This is a genomic window from Priestia sp. 53B2 (assembly GCF_056099005.1).
Genome location: NZ_JBLZXA010000117.1, coordinates 1 through 229, shown reverse-complemented (window position 1 = coordinate 229; position 229 = coordinate 1). Strand labels below are relative to the sequence as shown.

At 52.8% G+C, this 229-nt stretch carries 1 tRNA gene and 1 rRNA gene; both read right to left on the bottom strand.

Features of this window, described 5'->3' with window-relative positions:
* Positions 1-18 precede the first annotated feature (18 nt).
* Positions 19-94: transfer RNA gene (locus tag ACN6NE_RS31415), tRNA-Val, on the bottom strand.
* 9 nt (positions 95-103) lie between these two features.
* A 5S ribosomal RNA gene (gene rrf / locus ACN6NE_RS31410) occupies positions 104-219 on the bottom strand.
* Positions 220-229 lie beyond the last annotated feature (10 nt).

Genomic DNA, 229 nt, shown 5'->3' with positions numbered 1-229 from the left:
TTGAGCTACACCGGCAAATGGTGGAGGATGACGGGATCGAACCGCCGACCCCCTGCTTGTAAGGCAGGTGCTCTCCCAGCTGAGCTAATCCTCCGATATATAAGCCTGGCAACGTCCTACTCTCACAGGGACAAAGTCCCAACTACCATTGGCGCTAAAGAGCTTAACTTCCGTGTTCGGTATGGGAACGGGTGTGACCTCTTCGCTATCGCCACCAGACATATTATAT